The 4,240-nt window shown below is 72.2% G+C and carries 3 protein-coding genes; all 3 read left to right on the top strand.

What is annotated here, in order from left to right:
- Nucleotides 1-65: 65 nt before the first annotated feature.
- Entirely contained in the window at nt 66-1,319 is a 1,254-nt protein-coding gene (locus tag BZL64_RS30025) for a deoxyguanosinetriphosphate triphosphohydrolase (RefSeq protein ID WP_086772301.1), read from the top strand.
- A 123-nt stretch (nt 1,320-1,442) separates the two neighbouring features.
- A complete protein-coding gene (locus BZL64_RS30020) occupies nt 1,443-2,708 on the top strand; it encodes an NAD(P)/FAD-dependent oxidoreductase (RefSeq protein WP_086772300.1) in 1,266 nt (421 codons plus the stop codon).
- Nucleotides 2,709-2,775: 67 nt separating this feature from the next.
- A partial coding sequence (gene dnaG / locus BZL64_RS30015; protein ID WP_086772299.1) for a DNA primase occupies nt 2,776-4,240 on the top strand: 1,465 nt, incomplete at its 3' end.

Genomic DNA, 4,240 nt, shown 5'->3' with positions numbered 1-4,240 from the left:
GTCTCGACAGTAAGCGGCGGCCGGGTGGCGCCCCGATTGTCACCGCCGCCGCTTACTGTCGAGACATGCCCTACGACGTGCCGTCAACAGAACGCTGGGCGGTCGAGCCCGACAAACGCCCCGGCCGCACCGCCTTCCAGCGCGACCGTGCCCGCGTCCTGCACTCCTCGGCGCTCAGAAGGCTCGCGGGCAAGACCCAGGTGGTGACCCCGGGCACCCGCACCGACGCCTGGGACGCCACCCCCCGCACCCGCCTCACCCACTCCCTGGAGTGCGCCCAGATCGGCCGGGAGCTGGGCGCGGCCCTCGGCTGCGACCCCGACCTCGTCGAGGCGGCCTGCCTCTCCCACGACCTCGGCCACCCCCCGTTCGGGCACAACGGCGAACAGGCGCTCAACGACTTCGCCCACGACTGTGGAGGCTTCGAGGGCAACGCGCAGTCGCTGCGCCTCCTCACCCGCATCGAACCCAAGCGCTTCACCCCCGAGGGCTCCGTCGGCCTCAACCTCACCCGCGCCACCCTCGACGCCGCCACCAAGTACCCCTGGCCGCGCGGCGGGCACCCGACCGACCCGGCGTCCCCCAAGTTCGGCGTCTACGACGACGACCGCCCCGTCTTCGACTGGGTCCGCAAGGAGGCCCCCGGCACGCGCACCTGCTTCGAGGCGCAGGTCATGGACTGGTCGGACGACGTGGCCTACTCGGTGCACGACGTCGAGGACGGCCTGCACGCCGGCCACATCGACCCCGACTCCCTGCGCGCGGAACCGGAGCGCGCGGAGGTCTTCCGCGTCGCCGTCGGCCGCTACGTGCCCGCGGACACCGACCCGGCGGAACTCGCCGCCGCCCTCGACCGGCTCCAGGACCAGGAGTGGTGGCCGCACGGCTACGACGGCACGGCCGCCGCCCAGGCCCGCCTGAAGGACGCCACCAGCCAGCTCATCGGCCGCTTCTGCCTGGCCGCCGAGGCGGCCACGCGCGCGAGGTGGGGCTCCCGGCCCTTCACCCGCTACGACGCCGAACTCGTCGTACCGCACGAGACGCGCCTGGAGTGCGCGGTCCTCAAGGCCGTCGCCGACCGGTACGTGATGCAGCGCGCCGAGCAGGAACTGCTCCGCGCGGACCAGCGCGTCGTCATCAGCGAGCTGGCCGAGGCGCTCACCGCCCGCGCCCCCGAAGGCCTCGACCCCCAGTTCCGTGCCCTCTTCGGCCTGGCCGCCGACGACCGCGCCCGCAAGCGGGTGATCGTCGACCAGATCGCCTCCCTCACCGATCCCTCGGCCCGGTCCCTGCACGCCCGCCTCACCACAAGACCCTGAACCCGACGCAACCCGAACGTGCCCGGACGCCACTCGCCCTGGCCTGATCGGGTCATCCCCCCTTCCGCCCTCATCCCGCGTGCGGGACGCTCGGGTGGCGGCAGTCTTACGAGGAGGCATCACGTGGTCGACGCGGATCAGACATTCGTCATCGTCGGAGGAGGCCTGGCCGGCGCCAAGGCGGCCGAGACACTCAGGACCGAGGGCTTCACCGGCCGCGTGATACTGATCTGCGACGAACGCGATCACCCCTACGAGCGTCCGCCGCTCTCCAAGGGCTTCCTGCTCGGCAAGGAGAGCCGCGAGAGCGTCTTCGTGCACGAGCCGGCCTGGTACGCGCGCAACGACGTCGAGCTGCACCTGGGCCAGACCGTCGACGCCATCGACCGTACGGCGAAGACGGTCCGCTTCGGCGACGACGGCACCCTCGTCCACTACGACAAGCTGCTGCTGGCCACCGGCTCCGAACCGCGCCGCCTCGACATCCCCGGCACCGGTCTCGCGGGCGTCCACCACCTGCGCCGCCTCGCGCACGCCGAGCGCCTCAAGGGCGTCCTCGCCGCGCTCGGCCGCGACAACGGCCACCTCGTGATCGCCGGCGCCGGCTGGATCGGCCTGGAGATCGCGGCGGCGGCCCGCGGGTACGGCGCCGAGGTCACCGTCGTCGAACCGGAGCCGACCCCGCTGCACGGTGTCCTCGGCCCCGAGCTGGGCAATGTCTTCGCCGAACTGCACCGAGAGCACGGCGTCCGCTTCCGCTTCGGCGTCCGGCTCACCGAGATCGTCGGCCAGGACGGCATGGTCCTCGCCGCCCGCACCGACGACGGCGAGGAACACCCGGCGCACGACGTGCTCGCCGCGATCGGTGCCGCCCCGCGGACCGCCCTGGCCGAGGCGGCCGGACTGGAGCTGGCCGACCGCGTCCACGGCGGCGGCATCGCGGTGGACACCCGGCTGCGCACCTCCGACCCCGACATCCACGCCGCCGGCGACGTGGCGTCCTTCCCGCTCGGCCTGTTCGGCACCACCCTGCGGGTCGAGCACTGGGCCAACGCCCTGAACGGCGGACCGGCCGCCGCCCGCGCCATGCTCGGCAGGGACGTCACCTACGACCGGGTGCCCTACTTCTTCTCCGACCAGTACGACCTGGGCATGGAGTACAGCGGGTGGGCGCCGCCCGGCACGTACGACGAGGTGGTGATCCGCGGGGACGCGGGCAAGCGGGAGTTCGTCGCGTTCTGGGTGAAGGAGGGCCGGGTGCTGGCGGGGATGAACGTGAACGTGTGGGACGTCACAGACCACATCCAGAAACTGGTGCGGACCGGTGCCCCGGTCGACACCGAGGCGCTGGCGGACCCGCACGTCCCCCTCGAGCGGCTGACCGTGTAGGCGTCGCCCGGTCCCCTGTGGGGTCCGCGGTCCCGGGGATGTCGGTCCACCCCCGTAGAATCACCACGTGGCAGGACGGATCAACGACGAGGACGTGAAGGCGGTTCGGGACGCGGTTCCGATCGACGCCGTGGTGTCCGAGTACCTCCAGCTGCGCAACGCGGGCGGCGGCAACCTCAAGGGCCTCTGCCCCTTCCACGACGAGAAGTCACCGTCCTTCCAGGTCAGCCCCAGCAAGGGTCTCTTCCACTGCTTCGGCTGCCAGGAGGGCGGCGACACCCTCACGTTCGTGATGAAGGTCGACCACCTCTCCTTCTCCGAGGCCGTCGAGCGCCTCGCAGCCCAGGCCGGCATCACCCTGCGCTACGAGGAGGGCGGCTACAACCCGTCCCACCAGCGCGGCGAACGCATCCGCCTGGTCGAGGCCCACAAGATCGCCGCCGAGTGGTACGCCGAACAGCTCGCCGTCAGCCCCGAGGCCGACGCCGGCCGGATGTTCCTCGCCGAGCGCGGCTTCGACCAGGCCGCAGCCGTCCACTTCGGCGTCGGCTACAGCCCCCAGGGCTGGGACCACCTCACCCGCTATCTGCGCGGCAAGGGCTTCAGCGACAAGGAACTGACCCTCTCCGGACTCGCCCAGGAGGGCCGCCGCGGCCCCATCGACCGCTTCCGCGGCCGGCTGATGTGGCCCATCCGCGACATCGGCGGCGAGGTCGTCGGCTTCGGCGCCCGCAAGCTCTACGAGGCCGACAACGGGCCCAAGTACCTCAACACGCCCGACACGGCGATCTACCGCAAGTCGCAGGTGCTCTACGGCATCGACCTCGCCAAGAAGGACATCGCCAAGGTGTCCCGCGCGGTCGTCGTCGAGGGCTACACCGACGTCATGGCCTGCCACCTGGCCGGCGTCACCACCGCCATCGCCACCTGCGGCACGGCCTTCGGCACCGACCACATCAAGATCCTCCGCCGCCTGCTGATGGACAACGGCTCCGCACGCGTGATCTTCACCTTCGACGGCGACGCGGCCGGTCAGAAAGCGGCCCTGCGCGCCTTCGAGGACGACCAGAAGTTCGCCGCCGAGACGTACATCGCGATCGCGCCGGACAACATGGACCCCTGCGACCTGCGGCTGGCCAAGGGCGACGAGGCCGTCGCCGACCTCGTCGAACCCCGCACCCCGCTGTTCGAGTTCGCCCTCCGCCAGATCGTCGCGCGCTACGACCTGGAGACCCCCGGCGGCCGGGCCGCCGCCCTCGACGAGGCCGCCCCGGTCGTCGCCCGCATCAAGAACAGCGGCGCCCAGCACGAGGTCGCCGTCCAGCTGGCCGGCATGCTCGGCATCCTCGACACCCAGTTCGTCGTCAAACGCGTGGCGCAGCTGGCCCGTTGGGCCCGCGACCGTGGCGGCCGGGGCCCGGCGCCCGCCCGCGGCGGCTCCACCCAGCCCTACGAGGCCGCCCCCTACGCCGCCGTACGCGAGGCGATCCAGGACGCGGGCGGTGCCGAGTCCGGCGTACAGGACGCGCAGG

This window comes from Streptomyces bobili, assembly GCF_002154575.1.
Lineage (GTDB): Bacteria > Actinomycetota > Actinomycetes > Streptomycetales > Streptomycetaceae > Streptomyces > Streptomyces bobili.
This window is presented reverse-complemented; position numbering and strand designations above follow the sequence as displayed.